This is a genomic window from Enterobacter cloacae complex sp. ECL414, assembly GCF_021869685.1.
GTDB lineage: Bacteria > Pseudomonadota > Gammaproteobacteria > Enterobacterales > Enterobacteriaceae > Enterobacter > Enterobacter kobei.
Map to the genome: position 1 here is coordinate 113,537 of NZ_CP091481.1, position 18,399 is coordinate 131,935.

Genomic DNA, 18,399 nt, shown 5'->3' on the forward strand with positions numbered 1-18,399 from the left:
AGTTTGTTGACGATCCGTTTACATTTACAGTGCCTATGTTCAAGCTTACCGTTTGTTTATTGACCTGTAATTCAGCGCGTTTGCTGCGCGAGGTGATCCCTCCGCTGCTGACAGTGGCAGATGAAATTGTCGTTCTGGATTCCGGCAGTACTGATGCCACTCTTTCTATTTGCCGCGAGTATAGCCTCTCCCTTTACCATCACCCCTATACTATGCATGGCGTGCAGATGAACCATGCGATCGACCTTGCGAGCAATGACTGGGTGCTGTGTATTGATAGCGACGAGATTCTGGACGCAGAAACTGTCGACTTTATTCTGACCCTCAAAGCCGGGGATGAACCTTCCGCCGATCGCGCATGGCGTATCGCCCGGTACTGGCATGTGCTGGGTGAGGAAGTGCGTACAATCTATCCTGTTTCCTCTCCTGATTTCCCGGTGCGCCTGTTCAATCGTACACTGGCTCGTTTCAACCAACGACCAGTGGATGACAAAGTTGAAGGCAATATTGTCGCCGTGAAAATGCCGGGTCGGGTGCGTCACGACACCTTTTATAACCTGCATGAAGTGTTCAACAAGCTCAACGGCTATACCACTAGACTGGTGAAATATCAGGCGGTTCGGCCCTCGATAGGACGCGGCATCATCAGTGCCATCGGGGCTTTCTTCAAATGGTATCTGTTCAGCGGCGCCTGGCGCCAGGGCAAGGTTGGGGTCGTGACGGGGCTTTATGCGACGGCCTACAGCTTTTTGAAGTATTTCAAATCCTGGTATCAGCATCAGGAGAAAAAAGAGCCCGTTGCTAATAAGCAGACGGACTCACAGATTGCGAAATAAGGGGCAAGCAATCAGGATTTCTTACCCCATCCCTGCCACTGGTGCTGGAAGTATTGCACCAGCGTACTCTGGCTCACGCTTTCGCTGATGACCGCGAAGAAGCGGGTTGCATGCACCGGTTCAGGCGGTTGTTTCAGCTTGCAATTCTTCACGCCACGGAACGGGTTACGCGGCTGCGTTGCGGGTGGTTGTGCGCTACCCGGGCGAGACGTATCGACCTGCGGCTCATTGAGCAGATCGCTCGGACGTACCAGTGTGATATCTGGAGGCAAGGTCGGCAACATCTGCTGCAAAACGCGCACCGTAGAAGGATGCGGGTGGCCGATGGCAATGGCTGAACCATTACGTCGGGCGAGCTGCACGGCGCGATTGAACTGCACGCGAATGTCGGCCTCGTTCTGAGTATCATCCAGGAACACCTTGCGCTTGATCACCTTCACTCCCGTTCCCTGAGCGGCACGCATCGCCTGGCTATTGCCGATGGTCATGCTGTCGAGGAAGTAGAGGTTGTAGCGTTCCAGCGCCTGCATCACTTTTAGCATGCCGTACAGGCTGGAGGTCATCGCGCTACCCATATGGTTGTTCAGGCCAACGGCATACGGCACGTTGTTGTAAGCGTCACGGATGATGCGCTCGATCTCATCGCTGCTCATATCCGGACGAAGCGTATCTTTTTCCAGCGGCTGTTTACTGAGCGGTGCCATCGGCAGATGGATGAGGACCTGATGTCCGCTGTTGTGGGCTTTGGTCGCCATCTCACGGGCGTGAGGCGCATTCGGAAGGACGGCGACAGAGATGGCTGGCGGCATTGCCAGCACCTGATTTTCATAGTGCGGACGATAACCGAAGTCATCAATCACAATCGCGAGTTTACCTGCGTATACCGGTGCAGCCAGCGCCAGCGCGCTGACGACGGAGAGAACCATTCGACGAAATTGAAGCAAAACTTATCTTCCCAACCACGGCTGTGGATTGACCGCCTGACCCTGACGACGAATTTCGAAATAGAGTGACGGGCGGCCCTGACCGCCACTGCTGCCCACAAGGGCGATGGGTTGGCCTGCGCGCACCTGTGTGCCAACGCTGACCAGTGCGCTCTGATTGTAGCCGTAAAGACTCATGTCGCCTTTACCGTGCTCAACCACTACCACAAGACCGTAACCCTGCAGCCAGTCGGCCAGAATCACTCGTCCATCGGCAATGGCTTTCACTTCACTACCTTCAGACGCACCGATAACGATCCCTTTCCAACGTAGCTCACCCTGCAGCTGTTCGCCATAACGATGCAGAAGCGTACCGCGAACGGGCCAGTAGGCCTGACCGCGTGGGGAACCCAGACCGCCGGTACGCGACATCAGGGAACGTTCGCTTTCGCTTGGCTTGTAGGTGGTACCTTTGCGGGAGGCTTCCTGCTGCTTGTCGCGGACAGCCTGTGCCTCGCGGGCCTCTTTTTCGGCACGCGCTTTCGCCGCGGCTTCGGCACGGGCGATACTGTTACGCAGTTTTGATTCGTTGGCACGCATTTCACTCAGCTGGCTCTGACCTTGCTGAATGGAGGACTCAAGACCGGAAAGGGTTTTCTTGCGCTCGTTACGGGCCTGCTCAAGTTTCGCCTGCTGCGCTTTTTGTTCGTAGAGCAACGTCTGCTGCTGACTCTGCTTCTCTTCAAGCTCAGCTTTTTGGGTGGAGACCTCTTCACGCGTCTGTTTCAACTGCGCAATGGTCTCCTGACGCGCCTGGTTCAGATAACCGAAGTAGGCCTGCAGACGCTGACCGCGCTGGCTCTCTTCACCGCTGAGGATTAACTGAAGGCCGGTGTGTTCACCCTGTCGGAAAGCGGCATCAAGCTGTGCGGCAAGATTGCGCTCCTGTGCATCACGCTGGCGCTCCAGTTTGGCAATCGACGCGTTCATCTCGTCGATCTGTTTATTCAACTGAGCGAGGGTATCTTGCGTTTCACGGAGCTTACGGGCTGCGGCCGAAATAGCTTCTTCCTGCTGCTTAAGCTGGGCGAGCAGGGCGGAGCGTTGCTGTTGTTGCTGGCGTACCGCACGCTCTTTAGCGGCGATATCCGCCTGAATGGATTTCAACTGGTCGCGATCGTCCGCGTGGGCGGATGCGGCGCACAGCAATACGCCAGCGCTGAGTGCGCTGGCGCAAAGCAGGGGTCTGACTGATAACCTAAGCGGCTTCACGACCCATGTGATTGAAAAAATCGCCTTTCCCCTCATGGGGAGGGATTATTCCACGATGAACAGCGGCTTACCAGTCATCTCTTCAGGGATCGGCATACCCATCAGCGACAACATGGTTGGCGCGATGTCAGAAAGCTTGCCGCCTTCCACTGCTTTCAGTGATTTATCACCGACATAAATCAACGGAACAGGCAGGTTGGTGTGAGCGGTATGCGCCTGGCCCGTTGCCGGGTCGCGCATCTGTTCCGCGTTACCGTGGTCAGCGGTGATCAGCAGCTGACCGCCTACGGACTCAACCGCTTTTGCAACCTGCTCAACGCAGTGATCCAGTGCTTCAACCGCTTTCACGGCGGCTTCCATCACGCCGGTATGACCGACCATGTCGCCATTCGGGTAGTTACAGATGATGGTGTCGTACTTGCCGCTCTTGATGGCCGCGACCAGTTTTTCAGTCAGCTCAGCAGAGCTCATCTCTGGCTGCAGATCGTAAGTCGCGACTTTCGGTGAGTTGATCAGAATGCGCTCTTCACCTTTGAACGGCTCTTCCACGCCGCCGTTAAAGAAGAAGGTCACGTGCGCATATTTTTCGGTTTCGGAAATACGCAGCTGCGTTTTGTCATTCTTCGCCATCCACTCGCCGAAGGTATTAGCCAGCGAGGCTGGTGGATACGCGCATGGGGCTTTGATGTCTGCCGCGTATTCGGTCAGCTGGATGAAGTCGAGGTTTACCACTTTCTTACGGGCAAAACCGTCGAAGTCGCTGTTGACGAAAGCACGGGTGATTTCACGCGCGCGGTCAGCGCGGAAGTTCATGAAGATCAGCGCATCGCCATCTTCCATGGCGGCATCGGGCTGGCCTTCAGCACGAATCACGGTCGCTTTCACGAATTCATCGTTTTCATCACGTGCGTATGCGGCTTCCAGGGCTTCAACGGCAGTCGGGAACTGGAACTCACCTTTTGCCAGGGTCATCAGGTCATAGGCCTGTTCAACGCGATCCCAGCGGTTGTCGCGGTCCATGGCGTAGTAACGACCAATGATGGAGGCGACGCGGCCTTTGCCCAGTGCGGCAAATTTCTCTTCGAAGGCTTGCAGAGAGCCTTTTGCGCTGCGTGGTGGCGTATCGCGACCATCCAGGAAGGCGTGCAGATAGATTTTTTCTGCACCGCGCTCGGCGGCCAGTTCAACCATCGCCATGATGTGATCTTCGTGGCTGTGTACACCGCCCGCGGAGAGCAAGCCCATGATGTGAACGGCTTTACCTGCCGCAACGGCTTTATCTACCGCGCCGCAAAGAACCGGGTTCGCGAAGAAGGTGCGTTCTTTGATTTCGACATCCAGACGGGTCAGGTCCTGATGGACGATACGGCCCGCGCCCAGGTTAACGTGACCGACTTCGGAGTTGCCCATCTGGCGGTCAGGCAGACCGACTTCCAGACCGGATGCGTCGATCAGGGTATGGGGACGTTTCGCCCACAGCGCATCCATCACCGGGGTTTTTGCGCTGAAAATAGCGTTATCCTGGCTGTCTTCACGGTAGCCATAGCCATCCAGAATCACCAGTACCATAGGTTTTTTAGAAACCGACATTGCAACAACCTCATGCTCAAGAGTCAAAATTTGCGTAATTTTACTACAGCTGAATCGATCAAATAGCCGCAGAAGATCAAAGAAAGCGCAGGGGCAAGGCGCTGACCGGACCATTTTGAGGCATTTTTTTAGGTGGCATGCCGCAGAAAATGGATTAGGTTAGGGTCGCTGGCTGTATTTGCCAGAACGCACAGGTATACTCCTGTCCTGGTTTTTTTATCACTTAGTCGGGAGTAGTTACCCTCCATGCAAGAAATTATGCAATTCGTTAGCCGCCATCCGGTTCTGAGCATCGCGTGGATTGGCCTGCTGGCTGCTGTGCTGTTCACCACATTTAAGAGCCTGACGTCTAAGATTAAGGTTATCACCCGTGGTGAAGCGACGCGTCTTATCAACAAAGAAGATGCCGTCGTTGTCGATCTGCGTCAGCGTGACGATTTCCGTAAAGGTCACATTGCAGGCGCAATCAACCTGTTGCCAGCTGAAATCAAAGCGAACAACGTGGGTGAGCTTGAAAAACACAAAGCCCAGCCAATTATCGTTGTTGATGCAACCGGTATGCAGGCGCAAGAATCTGCCAGCGCGCTTTATAAAGCGGGCTTCGAAAATGTAACGGTACTGAAAGAAGGGATCTCCGGCTGGAGCGGGGAAAATCTTCCTTTGGTTCGCGGTAAATAAGGAGTTCAGTCATGGCCAATATTGAGATCTACACCAAAGCGACGTGCCCGTTCTGCCACCGTGCGAAAGCGCTGCTGAACAGCAAAGGCGTCACGTTCAAGGAACTGCCGATCGACGGTGACGCGGTTAAACGTGAAGAGATGATCCAACGTAGTGGTCGTACGACGGTTCCGCAGATTTTTATTGATGCGCAGCACATTGGCGGCTGTGATGACTTGTATGCGCTCGACGCCCGTGGTGGACTCGATCCGCTGCTGAGCTAAGAGACTTTAGGACAATTAAAAAGGGTTTTTCCATGTCAGAACAAAGCAATAATGAAATGATTTTCCAGATCCAGCGCATCTACACGAAAGATGTCTCTTTTGAAGCGCCAAATGCGCCGCACGTTTTCCAGAAAGACTGGCAGCCAGAGGTTAAACTTGATCTGGATACCGCATCTACCCAACTGGCAGATGACGTGTATGAAGTTGTACTGCGTGTGACCGTGACCGCCTCTCTGGGCGAAGAAACCGCGTTCCTGTGTGAAGTACAGCAGGGCGGTATCTTCTCCATCGGCGGCATCGAAGGCAACCAGATGGCGCATTGCCTGGGTGCATACTGCCCGAACATCCTGTTCCCGTATGCGCGCGAATGCATCACCAGCCTGGTTTCTCGCGGTACATTCCCGCAACTGAACCTTGCGCCAGTTAACTTTGATGCGCTGTTCATGAACTATCTGCAGCAGCAAGCTGGCGAAGGTGCTGAACAACATCAGGATGCCTGATGAGCACTGTTAATGCTTCAATGACTGTGATCGGTGCCGGCTCATACGGCACCGCTCTTGCCATCACGCTGGCAAGAAATGGTCACGACGTGGTCCTGTGGGGCCACGATCCAAAACATATCGCCACGCTGCAGCACGACCGTTGCAATGTGGCGTTTCTCCCGGACGTTCCGTTCCCTGACTCCCTGCACCTGGAAAGCGATCTAGCGACCGCGCTGGCGGCCAGCCGCAACATTCTGATTGTCGTCCCGAGCCATGTGTTTGGCGAAGTGCTGCGTCAGATTAAGCCGCTGATGCGCCCGGATGCCCGTATTGTCTGGGCAACCAAAGGTCTTGAAGCGGAAACCGGACGCCTGCTGCAGGACGTTGCCCGCGAAGCGCTGGGTGATGCGATCCCGCTGGCGGTCATCTCCGGTCCGACCTTTGCCAAAGAGCTGGCTGCTGGCCTGCCGACGGCGATCTCGCTGGCATCGACTGACCAGGCTTTCGCCGACGATCTCCAGCATCTGCTGCATTGTGGCAAGAGTTTCCGCGTCTACAGCAACCCTGATTTTATCGGTGTCCAGCTGGGCGGTGCGGTGAAGAACGTGATTGCTATCGGTGCCGGGATGTCTGACGGTATTGGCTTTGGCGCCAACGCCCGTACGGCGTTGATTACCCGCGGCTTAACCGAGATGTCCCGTCTTGGCGAGGCGCTGGGCGCCGATCCGGCCACCTTTATGGGGATGGCGGGTCTGGGCGATCTGGTGCTGACCTGTACCGACAACCAGTCTCGTAACCGCCGCTTTGGCATGATGCTCGGACAGGGCAGCGATGTAAAAAGCGCGCAGGAGAAGATTGGACAGGTGGTGGAAGGCTACCGCAATACCAAAGAAGTCCGCGAATTGGCGCACCGGTTTGGTGTCGAAATGCCAATAACCGAGGAAATTTATCAGGTATTGTATTGCGGAAAAAATGCGCGCGAGGCAGCATTGACCTTATTAGGTCGTGCGCGCAAGGACGAGCGCAGCAGTAAGTAGTCGGAACCATTGTCACCTGAATGACCCAGCCAGCGCAGAACTGGCTGGTCATTAACTTATCGTCTGGAGTAAGCAATGCCGTGTGAAGAACTGGATATCGTCTGGAACAATATTAAAGCCGAAGCCCGGGCGCTGGCCGACTGTGAGCCTATGCTGGCCAGTTTTTACCACGCTACGCTACTCAAACACGAAAACCTTGGCAGTGCTCTCAGCTACATGCTCGCCAACAAGCTGGCCTCCTCGATTATGCCTGCTATCGCCATCCGTGAAGTGGTGGAGGAGGCATACGCCGCTGACCCGGAAATGATCGCCTCTGCCGCCTGTGATATTCAGGCCGTGCGTACGCGTGACCCAGCGGTAGATAAATACTCTACGCCGCTGCTATACCTGAAAGGCTTCCACGCCCTGCAGGCGTATCGCATCGGCCACTGGCTATGGAATGAAGGCCGCCGCGCGCTGGCAATCTTCCTGCAAAATCAGGTCTCCGTGACCTTCCAGGTCGATATTCACCCGGCAGCGAAAATTGGCCGTGGAATTATGCTCGACCACGCCACCGGCATTGTTGTGGGTGAGACGGCGGTGATTGAAGACGACGTTTCGATCCTGCAGTCGGTTACCCTTGGCGGTACCGGTAAAACCAGCGGCGATCGCCATCCGAAAATTCGTGAAGGGGTGATGATTGGCGCGGGTGCCAAAATCCTCGGCAATATCGAAGTCGGACGCGGCGCGAAGATTGGTGCAGGGTCGGTTGTGCTCCAGCCGGTTCCGCCGCACACCACCGCGGCTGGCGTACCGGCGCGTATCGTCGGCAAACCAGACAGCGATAAGCCGTCCATGGATATGGATCAGCATTTCAACGGTATCCACCATACGTTTGAGTATGGTGACGGCATTTAACTTCTGAGAATGGCGCCCGGGTACCCCAGCTGGCGCCATGCTTCATACACCACCACCGACACCGCGTTCGACAGGTTCATGCTGCGGCTGTCCGGCATCATCGGAATACGGATTTTCTGCTCAGCGGGCAGGGCATCCAGAATCGCGGCTGGCAGGCCGCGGGTTTCCGGGCCAAACATCAGATAGTCACCGTCCTGATAGCTCACGGCGCTGTGTGCTGGCGTGCCTTTGGTGGTCAGGGCGAACATGCGCTGCGGCTTTTCGCTTTCCAGAAACGCGGCGTAATCATGATGGCGCACGACGGCAGTAAATTCATGGTAATCCAGCCCCGCGCGACGCAGACGCTTATCGTCCCACGTAAAGCCCATCGGCTCAATGATGTGCAGACGAAAGCCGGTGTTGGCACACAGGCGGATGATATTGCCGGTATTCGGCGGAATTTCTGGTTCGAATAAAACGATGTTAAGCATGCTGCCCCCTTAATTGCGGGGGCAGAATAGCAGAAAAGTGAGGAATTACGCGACGCCAGGTTCCTGCGCACGGCAACGCAGCATTTTGTAGCACGTTGCCGCTGCGGCGACCATGGCAGGCACGCTGAGGATCATCAAAATACTGTCCGCCTGCCACTGCAGGGAAAGCAGCTGAGCGCTGGTCATGGTTCCCGCCACGCCGCCAAAGCGGCCGATCCCCTGCATCCAGGCAATACCCGTTGCGCGGCACTCTGTTGGGTAAAAAGTCGCAGCCAGGGTTTGCATGCCCGATTGCGCCCCGTTCATCGCGATCCCCATCAGGAAAATCAACCCGCCAAACAGGACGATATGATTATGCTCAATGCCCAGTAACAGAATGAGACCCATTGTCAGCACAAAGCCACCCGCGACCACTTTGTGTGCCTCCCAGCGATCCATCATCCAGCCCGCGAGCAGAATGCCTGCGGTACCGCCGAAGGTGAACAGCGAGGTGAGCCAGGCGGATTCCGCCAGCGCATAGCCCATCCCCTGCATCAGGGTCGGCATCCAGCTCAGCAGGACGTAGTAAATCACCAGCCCCATAAAGTAGGTGACCCATAGCATTAGTGTGCCGGGCAGCCAGGGCATGGAGAAGAGCTGCGCCACGCTCCCTTTTCTAGAAGCGACTTTTTCCTCTGCCAGGAAAAAGCCGGTAACGCTCTCCAGAGTGCTGCGGCTGAACCGGCTCGCGATACGGCGGATCTGCATGACGTCCTTCCCGCGCTGCACCAGAAACTTCACCGACTCCGGCAAAAATAGCGCCAGCAGCAGCGTCAAAATCAGCGGCGCAATTGCACCCGTCAGCAGCACGCTTCGCCAGCCATGGTGGGGAATAAGCCACGAAGAGATCGCACCGCCCCCTGCGGCACCCAGAGGGAAGCCGCAGTACATGGTATTAATCGCCATGGCGCGGCAGCGCTGGGGGGCGAACTCCGAAATCAGCGTGATGGCGTTTGGCATTGCGGCACCGAGGCCAAGGCCCGTCAGAAAGCGCCACAACGTCAGCGTATTCAGAGTTTGCGCCCAGGCCGTGCCCAGGCTTGCAAGGCCGAAGAACAGGCAGGAGAAGACCAGCACGCGCTTGCGCCCCATCTTGTCCGATACCGGGCCTGCAATGAGGGCACCCAGCGACAAGCCCAGCAGGGCAGCGCTCAGCACCGGCCCCAGATCCTGTTTATGTATCCCCCATTCTGCCGACAGCGTAGGGGCGATGTAACCCATTGCCGCGGTATCAAATCCATCGATCGCCAGAACCAGAAAGCCCAGTACGATAAGAAGCCAGTGAAACCCTGAAAAGGGACTCTCATCGATCACCTGCTGAATATCCACCTTGCCTGAATACGTCATATGCTCCTCTCCGATGTGATGTTGTTTTTGTGTTCTTGTATTTGCTTGTCTATACAATTGCGGAGGGGGTAAATATGTCAAATTTTCTTATCCAATTTGTTATCTAAGTGTTATTTTCGGCAAAAAAAAGCGCCCGAAGGGGGAACCGGGCGCGTGAACAGCGGTGTTAACAGGAGGGGTATTCAGGCAGCGTTTCCCTGCGCAAGGGGAGCCAGCGCCGCCGGTAATCGACTTAACTCCTGCACCAGAGAGTCTTTGCTGATTTCGCTAATGGTTTTCGCACCGGTCAGCGTCATCGCGACTTTCATCTCTTTTTCGATCAGGTCAAGCAGGTTCGCCACGCCAGCCTGACCTGCCGTCGCCAGCGCGTACAGATACGCACGGCCCAGCAGCACGCTGTCGGCGCCGAGCGCGATCATGCGTACCACATCCAGCCCGTTGCGAATGCCGCTGTCGGCCAGAATCGCGATATCGCCTTTCACCGCATCGGCAATGGCGGGCAGCGCGCGTGCGGAGGAGAGCACACCGTCGAGCTGACGCCCGCCGTGGTTTGAGACCACAATGCCGTCTGCGCCAAAACGTACCGCGTCGCGGGCATCTTCCGGGTCGAGGATCCCTTTGATCACCATCGGGCCGTCCCAGAATTCGCGGATCCACTCCAGGTCTTTCCAGGAGATGGACGGATCGAAGTTGTTCGCCAGCCAGCCGATGTAATCTTCCAGCCCGGTCGGTTTACCGAGGTAAGCCGAGATATTGCCCAGATCGTGCGGACGTCCGTTCAGACCCACATCCCACGCCCACTGCGGGTGCGTCACCGCCTGCCAGTAGCGGCGCAGAGCGGCATTCGGGCCGCTCATGCCGGAGTGGGCGTCACGGTAGCGCGCACCCGGCGTTGGCATATCGACGGTAAAGACCAGCGTGGAACAGCCCGCCGCTTTGGCGCGCTCCAGCGCGTTGCGCATAAAACCGCGATCGCGCAGGACGTACAGCTGGAACCACATCGGACGCTTGATGGTCGGCGCGACCTCTTCAATCGGGCAGACGGAGACGGTAGAGAGGGTAAACGGAATACCCCTGGCATCCGCGGCCGCCGCCGCCTGCACTTCGCCACGACGGGCGTACATACCGCACAGGCCGACGGGGGCGAGGGCGACCGGCATGGAGAGCGTTTCGTTGAACAGCGTCGTCTCAAGGCTCAGGTCAGACATATTCTTCAGCACGCGCTGACGCAGGGCCACCTCTGACAAGTCTTCCACATTGCGGCGCAGGGTGTATTCGGCATACGCCCCGCCGTCGATGTAGTGGAACAGGAACGGGGGCAAAATGCGCTGCGCCGCGGCGCGATAGTCACTGGCTGCTGAAATGATCATGCTTTGTTCTCCCTGGAAATATCACTGTCGCCAGGCAGACGGGTAATACGCGCCTGTCGGGCCTGGTCTTCATCGAATCGTTTAATGGTGGTGTGAACGAAGCCGAGATGCGCCATCATCGCCTTGCGTGCGGCCTCGGCATCACCGGCCAGAATGGCGTTAAGCACCGCCTCGTGTTGTTCAGTCAGTTGGGCAAACACCGGCGGAACCAGGTACATGCGCTGGCGGCTTTGTTTGACAGAGGATTGCAGCAGGTCGAAGAACCCGCGCATGGTCTGGAGCAGAACCACATTGTGCGACGCTTCGGCAATGGCCAGGTGAAAACGCACGTCAGCCTGGGAGGCGATATCCGGGTCGCTGCTTTGCGTGGCCTCAAAGCAGGCTTTGAGCTTCTCTTTGTCGGCCTCGGTTGCCCGCATGGCCGCATGCCAGGCGGTGCTGGTCTCGATGGCGTGACGCGCTTCGAGGATGTCAAAGCTGTAGTCCGGGTCATTTTCCATCAGCGTCTTCAGCGGCTGAACGATGTTTTGCTCGGACCAGTCGTCATGCTGCCAGCGCACAAAGGTGCCGCCGCCGCGACGGCTCACCAGTACCCCTTCGCTGACCAGCGTGGCCAGCGCTTCACGCAGGGAATTACGCGATACACCAAGCTGGGCGGCGAGCTGGCGTTCAGCGGGCAACTTCATGCCCGCTTCCAGCTGTTGTTCTTCAATCAGCGCCCGTACGCGAGAGGCTATCTCGTCGGACAGGCGTCTGGGCATCACTATCATGGGATCATCCAGGTTAAGACATAAGCCTGCAGGGTGGTGATCACCCCGACCATGCAGGTGAATATCAGGCTGTGTTTCACGGTAAAGCGGAACAGATCCGACTCTTTACCGACCAGTCCCACCGCCGCACAGGCAATGGCGATGGATTGCGGGGAGATCATTTTCCCGGTCACGCCGCCGGTGGTGTTCGCAGCGACCAGCAGGACATCCGACACGCCAATCTGCTGGGCTGCCGTAGCCTGCAGTGCAGCAAACAGGGCGTTCGACGAGGTATCTGACCCGGTCAGGAACACACCCAGCCAGCCGAGGAACGGTGAGAAGAAGGTGAAGGCGTGGCTGGTATGGGCCAGCGCCAGTGCCAGCGTCGATGACAGGCCGGAGTAGTTCGAGATAAACGCGAACGCCAGCACCATGCCGATGGAGTAAATCGGCAGCATCAGTTCTTTAATCGTCGCTGCGAAGGTCTGCACCGCGGCGGCAGGCTTCATGCGCAGCCACACCACGGAAAGGATCGCGGCAAACAGGATGGCGGTCCCGGTGGCGGAGAACCAGTCGAACTTATAGACCGCGGCATACGGTGTGGCGGCATGCACGACTGGCGGCATGCGGGCGACCATTTTGTCGAGGAACGGCACGGAGATGTTAATCACCATGTCGTACAGCGCGCCGCCCGGGGCGAACAGGGCTTTAAACGGCGGGATGCTCCACAGCGTTACCGTTGCGGTCAGGAACAGGAACGGTGACCAGGCACGGATCACCTGCCCTGCGGTATAGCCCGTGCGTGCCAGGGTTTGATCGACCTGCGAGGCACCCATGTCGGCGAAGCGGAAAATACGTACCGGCTGCCAGCGTTTCAGGAACAGGGTCAGGCAGACCAGCGAGACCAGCGACGAGATAATGTCCGGCAGCTCCGGACCGAGGAAGTTTGAGCTCAGGTATTGCGCGATGGCGAACGAACCGCCCGCCACCATTACAGCAGGCCACGTCTCTTTCACGCCGCGCCAGCCGTCCATAATCGCCATGATCCAGAACAGCACGATGATGGTCAGGAACGGCAGCTGGCGACCCACCATCTGGCCGATCTCAAAGCTATCCAGCCCGGTCACCTGTCCGGCGACCAGAATCGGAATCCCCATTGCGCCAAACGCCACCGGGGCGGTATTCACAATCAGGCACAGGCCCGCGGCATAAAGCGGGTTAAAGCCGAGGCCCACCAGCAGGGCGGCCGTAATGGCGACCGGTGCGCCAAATCCGGCGGCACCTTCCAAAAACGCCCCGAAGGAGAAGCCGACAATCAGCATCTGCAGGCGCTGGTCCGGCGTGATGGAGAGAATCGACGAGCGGATGATGTCGAATTGCCCGGTTTTCACCGAAATTTTATAGACAAAGACAGCGGCGATGATGATCCACGCAATTGGCCACAGACCGTAGAAGAAACCGTAGACAACGGAGGCCAGCGCGCGATCGACCGGCATTTTGTAGAAGAACAGCGCCACCAGCAGAGCGATGGCAACGGTGTACGTCGCGGCAAGGTAGCCCTTCAGCTTGAGCTTAATCAGCGCAAAGAAGAAGAACAGGATTGGAAGCGATGCGATCAGGCTCGACAGCCAGATATTTCCGGCCGGGTCGTAGTTTTGTTGCCAGAGGCTCATGCAGGTCTCCTGGGGACCAGATAACCTGCGCGGCGGGTGAGTCTCCGCTCATCTCTGCATCACAGGTTATGTAAAAGTGGTCCTGCCAATGTTGTGTTGTAGGGTTAATGACAATGAATGGTTAATCAGATGTTATGGGGTGGCAATGGTTTTGTGAGCGGAAATAATGGAATTGTGAACCAGGGGAGGATTGATTGCGCAATTGGTTGGACCAATTCACACGAAGGGGAAAAGAGTAGGCCGGGTAAGCGCAGCGCCACCCGGCATGAAATCAGAATGCGGTCTTACAAAAACCCGTCATCTCTTTCAGGCCCATTTCACGGCCAAGCTCGGTCATCGGGTGCACGACCACCAGGCCACGGACGCTTTTCTTCAGCTTGCCCATGTCAGCCTGTTCTTTTTTGGTGATTGCGCGGCGGTGTGGCATGTTCATCAGCTTCTGCGCTTCGTTGCTCAGCTTCTGGCCTTTTACTTCGCGCAGGCGCTCGATCTCTGCCTCCAGCTTCGCGGTCTCTTTCTCCAGCTCGGCGTACTTCTCGGCGGAATCGACCAGTGACAGACCCGCCATCTGGTGACGGATCAGATCCAGGCGGTCGCTCAGGCGTTTAATTTCGTTCTTTTCGACTTCTTTCATGACAAATAACTCTGAAAACGGGGAATTTACAGGGAAGGATACACCAATGTGAGCAGGCTTACTTCTGAAACGCTTTTTTTAAGCTGATCCGGGAAATCAGCTCAGTCAGGGAAAGGACCATCGTGGAGCGGACAACCTGCTGATAACGCAGCTTTTGCATTGCATATAGCTCAGGGTCGCTGCTGTCGAAATGAGGGGCAGGGGGCAGCGCGGCCACGCAGTGCAGCTCGCCGAAGGGCCCCAGGATCTCATCATCGGTAAAGGCGTATTCGTTACCGTCATGATTGAGCTCCTCACGTAGCGCCATTAACAGCTCTGCATCTTCGTACTCTTGCCGGTTCAGCACGCCAAGACCGTAAATCAGCTTCAGACGCACCGATAAATCGCCCAGCGGTCCATCGCCGTCCAGTAACGGTTCTACAGCATATTTTACCGCGTAGTCGTCTTTGCGAAACACCTGAAGCACCAGGATATTTACCGCCTCGGTTAACAGCTCGACGGCGGCAATCAGGAAGCTTCGTACGGTTTTGCCAGCATTCAGACGCTCAAGCACACGATTTTCAAAGGCCTGGGTTTGTTCCATTATTGCCTGCATATCTGACAATCTGTTATCTGGGCGCAGGCTAACCTGCGCCACACTGTGCATCATTTGGTTGCGTTGTATGCGTTAACCGCCTCCACAACCACGTCGCTATTGGCGTCCAGACCGGAAATCTGCGCCAGCGCAGCCTGCGCGCCTTTGTCATCAATCAGCTGAGCCAGCTCGATCGCCTGCGGGTCCTGATCGCTGCGGTAGTGCATTGCAGCGGCAATCCCTTTCACCAGGTTGGCATGCGGCAGACCGTATTCCAGCGTGCCGAGCAGCGGCTTAATCAGACGGTCGCCTGCACTCAGCTTACGCAGCGGTTGACGTCCCACGCGCTCAACATCATCTTTCAGATACGGGTTTTCAAAGCGACCGAGGATTTTCTGGATGTAGGCTGCGTGTTTATCAGCATCAAAACCGTAGCGTTTGATCAGCACCGCGCCGCTCTCTTCCATGGCCCCTTTTACCACTGCGCGGATTTTCTCATCGAGAATCGCATCGCGAATGGTCTGATGACCGGCCAATTTTCCGAGGTACGCGGTTATAGCATGCCCGGTGTTCAGCGTGAAGAGTTTGCGTTCGACAAATGCCATCAGGTTATCGGTTAATTCCATTCCCGGAATGGTCGGCAGCGCACCTTTAAACTGAGTTTTATCGACGATCCACTCGCTGAAGGTTTCCACGGTCACTTCCAGCGGGTCGTGGGTGGCGGATGCTGACGGCGGAACGATGCGGTCCACGGCGGAATCCACAAACCCAACGTGCGCGTCGACCCAGGCTTTATCCTCATCAGCCACGGCCGCCATGACATGGCCTTTCAGCTGTGTGGTGCCGCGTACCATGTTTTCACAGGCGATGATGTTCAGCGGGGTGTCGATGCCCTGCGCTTTACGTTTTGCCAGGCCTTTAGCCACCGCCGGGGCGATACGCTCCAGAACCACCGGGCCTACCGCCGTGGTGATAAGGTCAACGCTGGCAATCAGGTCGATTACGTCGTCGCCAATGCTGCTGACCGCGTTCACGCCTGAGACGGTATCGACCTGCTCGTTTTCGCCCACCACATGGACCTGATAGCTATGACGGGCATTCAGGGCATCCAGGACCACCTGATTCACATCGGCGAACGTCAGCGTAATGCCCGCGTCTGCCAGCAGTTTGCCGATAAAACCACGACCGATGTTACCTGCGCCAAAATGTAATGCTTTCATAGTGTTAACCTTCATCAATGTTTTTACCCGAGAGGGCTGGGGTGAGGAGCTTTCTCCCCCTCACCCTAGCCCTCTCCCCGGGGGGAGAGGGAAGAGGCGCTGTTATTTGTTCAGCAGTGCCAGAACTTCTTCAACGCTGGTGGTTTTGGCCAGACGCTCGATAACGGACTCATCGTCCAGGGCGTTGGTCAGGCTGGTGATCACCTGGATATGCTCGTTGTTGCGAGCGGCGATACCAATCACCAGACGGGCGATGTCATCTTCTTCTTCACCGAAGCGTACGCCATCAGGATACTGACAGAACACCACACCGGTTTTCAGCACGCGGTCTTTCGCCTCAACGGTACCGTGTGGAACCGCGATGGATTCACCGAGATAGGTCGGGGTCAGTTTTTCGCGTTCCAACATCGCATCGACATATTCAGGCTGAACGTAACCGCCTTTTACCAGCTGTTCACCGGCAAAGCGAATCGCTTCTTCTTTAGTAGCCGCGGTACGGCCGAGGAAGATGTTCTCCGCACCCAGTTTAAACAGGTGGGCATTACTCTCGTCAAAGCTATCCTGCAGGCTGGTGCGCACTTTCACTTCGTTATCTTCATGACGCTGCGCGGCAACCAGACGTTCGGTCAGGCTGGTGTACAGGCCGCTGTCGAGGAAGTTAGTCAGCGAAATGTGCTGTGCCTGCGGTACCTGACGCATGGCGCGTTCGGTCAGATCGCGGTGGGTGATCACCAGGTCAACGTCCGGCGGCAGACTGTTAATTGCGCTGTTGGTCACGGAGATGTTGGTCAGGCCCGCATCCTGTACTTTCTTACGCAGCACGCCGGCACCCATTGCACTGGAGCCCATACCGGCATCACAAGCAACGATGATTTTACGCACGTGGCTCAGGTCGTTAGAGACATCGCCAGCCGCCAGCGGGGTCGCGCCTTTGGATTCCGCTTTCATGTCGTGCATACGGCGGGTTGCCGCTTCGATATCGTCATCTTCTTTCACTTTGCTGGTTTTCAGCAGGATAGAAGAAACCACGAAGGAGACCGCCATGGCCGCACAGATAGCCGCGATGTTAGCGAAGTAGGCACCTTTCGGGGTCATCGCCAGCACGGCCAGGATAGAGCCCGGAGAAGCAGGGGAGACCAGACCGCCGCCCAGCACGCTCAGGGTGAACACGCCGGTCATACCGCCGAGGATAACGGCCAGGATCAGGCGTGGGTTCATCAGCACGTACGGGAAGTAAATTTCGTGGATACCGCCCAGGAAGTGGATGATAGCCGCACCGCCAGCAGACTGCTTAGCGCTGCCGCGACCAAAGAACATGTATGCCAGCAGAACGCCCATACCCGGACCTGGGTTCGCTTCAATCAGGAAGAAGATGGACTTGCCGAGATCGTGAGACTGCTGAATACCCAGCGGCGAGAAGATACCGTGGTTGATGGCGTTATTAAGGAACAGAATTTTCGCCGGTTCAACGAAGATAGACGCCAGCGGCAGCATGTCGTGCGCCACCATAAAGTTAACGCCTGCCGCCAGAATTTTGGACAGCACTTCAACCGCAGGGCCAATGCCGAGGAACGCCAGAATCGCGAGGATCATCCCGATGATGCCCGCAGAGAAGTTGTTCACCAGCATTTCGAAGCCGGATTTGATCTTACCATCTACCCAGACGTCGAATTTCTTAATCGCCCAGCCGCCCAGAGGACCGGCAATCATGGCACCGAGGAACATCGGCATATCCGCACCGACGATAACACCCATTGTGGTGATGGCACCCACAACGCCACCACGGTCACCGCCAACCAGACGACCACCGGTGAAACCGATCAGCAGCGGCAGGAGGTAAGTAATCATAGGGCCAACAAGTTTCGCCAGCGTTTCGTTAGGCAACCACCCTGTCGGAATGAACAATGCGGTGATAATACCCCACGCGATAAACGCGCCGATATTTGGCATCACCATGTTGCTGAGGAAACGACCAAAGCTTTGAACTTTGATCTTGAAATCGGATGACATAAAACACCCCTTCTTATGTTTACGCTTAGGCTTGCGGCCCGAGGTTTATCGTTAATGTGCGGCGGCAGAGGTAGCCGGGCCCTGTTCTGATGCTGTGAAATCTGGCACTGAATCGTTCAACTGTCCAGACAGTGAAAATTTGTGTGACATATGTCACGTAAATGTAGGGGGTGTGGCATTTAATGACGTGATCCGAATCACAAAATTAGTGGGTAAAAAAAATACGATGGCGAAAAACAAAGCAAAAACCACGTGTTTTTGTGATTGTGATCGCATTTTTGTTTTGTGGGTTTGTTTCTGGATTGTGACTGATTTCACAAAATATTTTTATGCAG

At 56.3% G+C, this 18,399-nt stretch carries 18 protein-coding genes; 6 read left to right on the forward strand and 12 right to left on the reverse strand.

Annotated elements, in window-relative coordinates; genetic code table 11:
* Positions 1–35 precede the first annotated feature (35 nt).
* On the forward strand, positions 36–836 hold the full coding sequence (locus L3068_RS00550) for a glycosyltransferase family 2 protein (RefSeq protein WP_047343729.1): 801 nt from the start codon (positions 36–38) through the stop codon (positions 834–836).
* 11 nt (positions 837–847) lie between these two features.
* Here the strand turns inward: L3068_RS00550 and L3068_RS00555 are convergent, their stop codons facing one another.
* From L3068_RS00555 to gpmM, 3 genes are read right to left on the reverse strand one after another with little or no spacing between them, the layout of a single operon-like run.
* Entirely contained in the window at positions 848–1,780 is a 933-nt protein-coding gene (locus tag L3068_RS00555; RefSeq protein WP_117581991.1) for a divergent polysaccharide deacetylase family protein, read from the reverse strand.
* Between the two features lie 3 nt (positions 1,781–1,783).
* The gene (envC, locus tag L3068_RS00560; RefSeq protein WP_230278613.1) at positions 1,784–3,043 is read right to left on the reverse strand and encodes a murein hydrolase activator EnvC; all 1,260 of its coding nucleotides are present in this window, start codon (positions 3,041–3,043) and stop codon (positions 1,784–1,786) included.
* 33 nt (positions 3,044–3,076) lie between these two features.
* Positions 3,077–4,621, reverse strand: a complete 1,545-nt coding sequence (gene gpmM / locus L3068_RS00565) for a 2,3-bisphosphoglycerate-independent phosphoglycerate mutase (RefSeq protein ID WP_117581989.1) — start codon at positions 4,619–4,621, stop codon at positions 3,077–3,079.
* A 246-nt stretch (positions 4,622–4,867) separates the two neighbouring features.
* Here gpmM and L3068_RS00570 point away from each other — a divergent pair, with 246 nt between their 5' ends.
* From L3068_RS00570 to cysE, 5 genes are all read left to right on the forward strand, one after another.
* Positions 4,868–5,299, forward strand: coding sequence for a rhodanese-like domain-containing protein (locus L3068_RS00570; protein ID WP_014882007.1), 432 nt, complete (start codon positions 4,868–4,870; stop codon positions 5,297–5,299).
* 11 nt (positions 5,300–5,310) lie between these two features.
* Positions 5,311–5,562 (forward strand): glutaredoxin 3, encoded by a 252-nt coding sequence (grxC, locus tag L3068_RS00575; protein WP_014882008.1) that lies wholly within the window; start codon positions 5,311–5,313, stop codon positions 5,560–5,562.
* Positions 5,563–5,594: 32 nt separating this feature from the next.
* Complete coding sequence (gene secB / locus L3068_RS00580; RefSeq protein WP_008502716.1) at positions 5,595–6,062, forward strand: protein-export chaperone SecB; 468 nt, start codon at positions 5,595–5,597, stop codon at positions 6,060–6,062.
* Complete coding sequence (gpsA, locus tag L3068_RS00585; protein ID WP_014882009.1) at positions 6,062–7,081, forward strand: NAD(P)H-dependent glycerol-3-phosphate dehydrogenase; 1,020 nt, start codon at positions 6,062–6,064, stop codon at positions 7,079–7,081. The genes secB and gpsA overlap by 1 nt, the downstream gene beginning before the upstream one ends.
* A 75-nt stretch (positions 7,082–7,156) precedes the next feature.
* Positions 7,157–7,978, forward strand: coding sequence for a serine O-acetyltransferase (gene cysE / locus L3068_RS00590; protein WP_008502718.1), 822 nt, complete (start codon positions 7,157–7,159; stop codon positions 7,976–7,978).
* Here the strand turns inward: cysE and trmL are convergent.
* The 9 genes from trmL to L3068_RS00635 all read right to left on the reverse strand — a co-directional run bounded on the left by trmL (position 7,975) and on the right by L3068_RS00635 (position 18,064).
* Entirely contained in the window at positions 7,975–8,448 is a 474-nt protein-coding gene (trmL, locus tag L3068_RS00595; protein WP_023336553.1) for a tRNA (uridine(34)/cytosine(34)/5-carboxymethylaminomethyluridine(34)-2'-O)-methyltransferase TrmL, read from the reverse strand. The two genes, cysE and trmL, sit on opposite strands and share 4 nt — an antisense overlap.
* A 45-nt stretch (positions 8,449–8,493) precedes the next feature.
* The gene (locus L3068_RS00600; protein ID WP_117581987.1) at positions 8,494–9,834 is read right to left on the reverse strand and encodes an MFS transporter; all 1,341 of its coding nucleotides are present in this window, start codon (positions 9,832–9,834) and stop codon (positions 8,494–8,496) included.
* Positions 9,835–10,016: 182 nt separating this feature from the next.
* Entirely contained in the window at positions 10,017–11,204 is a 1,188-nt protein-coding gene (gene lldD, locus L3068_RS00605) for a quinone-dependent L-lactate dehydrogenase (RefSeq protein ID WP_023331735.1), read from the reverse strand.
* Positions 11,201–11,974 (reverse strand): transcriptional regulator LldR, encoded by a 774-nt coding sequence (lldR, locus tag L3068_RS00610; RefSeq protein ID WP_014882013.1) that lies wholly within the window; start codon positions 11,972–11,974, stop codon positions 11,201–11,203. Before lldR ends, lldD begins: the two co-directional genes overlap by 4 nt.
* A complete protein-coding gene (gene lldP, locus L3068_RS00615) occupies positions 11,971–13,626 on the reverse strand; it encodes an L-lactate permease (RefSeq protein ID WP_014882014.1) in 1,656 nt (551 codons plus the stop codon). The genes lldR and lldP overlap by 4 nt, the downstream gene beginning before the upstream one ends.
* A gap of 271 nt (positions 13,627–13,897) precedes the next feature.
* Positions 13,898–14,260 (reverse strand): YibL family ribosome-associated protein, encoded by a 363-nt coding sequence (locus L3068_RS00620; RefSeq protein WP_014882015.1) that lies wholly within the window; start codon positions 14,258–14,260, stop codon positions 13,898–13,900.
* A gap of 58 nt (positions 14,261–14,318) precedes the next feature.
* The gene (mtlR, locus tag L3068_RS00625) at positions 14,319–14,909 is read right to left on the reverse strand and encodes a mannitol operon repressor MtlR (protein ID WP_023331737.1); all 591 of its coding nucleotides are present in this window, start codon (positions 14,907–14,909) and stop codon (positions 14,319–14,321) included.
* Positions 14,906–16,054 (reverse strand): mannitol-1-phosphate 5-dehydrogenase, encoded by a 1,149-nt coding sequence (gene mtlD, locus L3068_RS00630; protein WP_014882017.1) that lies wholly within the window; start codon positions 16,052–16,054, stop codon positions 14,906–14,908. Before mtlD ends, mtlR begins: the two co-directional genes overlap by 4 nt.
* 102 nt (positions 16,055–16,156) lie before the next feature.
* Complete coding sequence (locus L3068_RS00635) at positions 16,157–18,064, reverse strand: PTS mannitol transporter subunit IICBA (RefSeq protein ID WP_014882018.1); 1,908 nt, start codon at positions 18,062–18,064, stop codon at positions 16,157–16,159.
* Between the last annotated feature and the right edge of the window lie 335 nt (positions 18,065–18,399).